We start from the raw sequence: 1,629 nt of genomic DNA, 5'->3' as shown, positions 1-1,629 counted from the left end.
TGAATATTTTCCGTAAACTCGAACAATATTGGCAACATCCGCTGCTTTACTGGCCGCTGGTCATCTTGATTGCCGCCGCGACACCGTTCACTTTCGCCCCGTATTATCATTTCTGGCTGATGCCGCTATTGTTTGGCGCGCTGATACGCCTGATTGAATTGCGTCCGCGCTTTGCCGTCATGACTGCCTATCTGTTTGGATTAATCGGTTATACGGCGCAGTTTTATTGGATACACACTGCCTTGCATGATGTTTCAGGTTTGCCGGATTCATACGCCATCCCCCTCACCTTCCTGCTGCCGGCGTTTCTTGCGCTTTATCCGGCCCTCTGTTTTTGGGTGTGGAGAAAATGCAACCTGTCGCGCTGGGCTAAAACCGGCTTCCTGCTGCCGATTTTATGGACGCTGGCAGAATTTGCCCGCGAACGTTTTCTGACTGGATTCGGCTGGGGTGCAATCGGCTACTCCCAAATCATCAAAGACAGCCCGTTGGCAGGCTTCGCGCCTTTGGGCGGCATTCACATGGTTACGCTGGCAACCGCTTTCCTCAGCGCATGGCTGGTGTTGCTGATTGACAATCATGGCCGTCTGAAACACCGCCTGCTGCCCTTATTCCTTATCGTTGCACTCTGCTCCGTCGGCTACATTTCCCAACAAACCGAATACACCCGCCCTGACGGCAGCACCAGCACCGTCGCCCTGATTCAAGGCAATATCGAGCAAAATCTGAAATGGAAGGAAGAGCAAATCATCCCAACCATTCAGAAATACTACGAACAAATCAGCAAAACCAGTGCCAACATCGTCATCCTGCCCGAGACCGCCCTGCCGCTGATGCGCCAAGACCTGCCCGAAGGCATCTTGGAACAATTCGCCGAGCAAGCGCAAAGCAACGGCAGCGCGTTGGCCATCGGTATAAGCCAATATACGCCCGACGGCAACGGCTACGAAAATGCAGTCATCAATTTGAGCGAATATCACAACAGCACTTCCGATGTTATCCCCTACTACGCCAAGAACCACCTCGTTCCATTTGGCGAATACAAACCCTTACCCGCCATTACTGAGCGTCTCTATAAAATGATGGATATGCCTTTGGCCGACTTTCAAAAAGGCGGTGACAACCAAGCGCCTTTGGTGATGAAAGATCAAAAAGTCGCCTTCAATATCTGCTATGAAGACGGTTTCGGCGACGAACTCATCGCAACGGCGAAACGCTCTACCCTACTCGCCAACATCAGCAATATGGCGTGGTACGGCAAATCCAATGCCATGTATCAGCAGCTTCAACAGTCCCAAGCGCGAGCAATGGAACTGGGCCGCTACATGGTTCGCGCCACCAATACCGGTGCGACCGCCATTATTTCCCCTAAAGGCACGATTGTTGCCGAAGCCCAACCGGATACAGAAACCGTCCTCGAAGGCCACGTCAAAGGCTATATCGGCGAAACGCCTTATATGAAAGCAGGCGGCTCAACATGGCTTATCAGCATTTTGGCCGTTATCGGCGTATTCCTTATCCTGATTGGCCGGAAGAAACCAGAATAAAAAATTTAAGACCTTGTTATACAAGGTCTTTTTTATTACTAAAACTATTTACATACAGAAATGTTTGTAATATACTTAGCCA

The 1,629-nt window shown here is 50.5% G+C and carries 1 protein-coding gene; it reads left to right on the top strand.

Annotated features, from left to right (window positions below; genetic code table 11):
- Positions 1 to 1,547, top strand: a 1,547-nt coding sequence (lnt, locus tag ACTHUM_RS13370; protein WP_440403096.1) for an apolipoprotein N-acyltransferase, incomplete at its 5' end; no start/stop codon positions are given.
- Between the last annotated feature and the right edge of the window lie 82 nt (positions 1,548 to 1,629).

This window comes from Neisseria sp. P0021.S006 (assembly GCF_051956895.1).
Note: the sequence above shows the minus strand (reverse complement) of the source record. Positions and strands in the feature narration are given on the sequence as shown.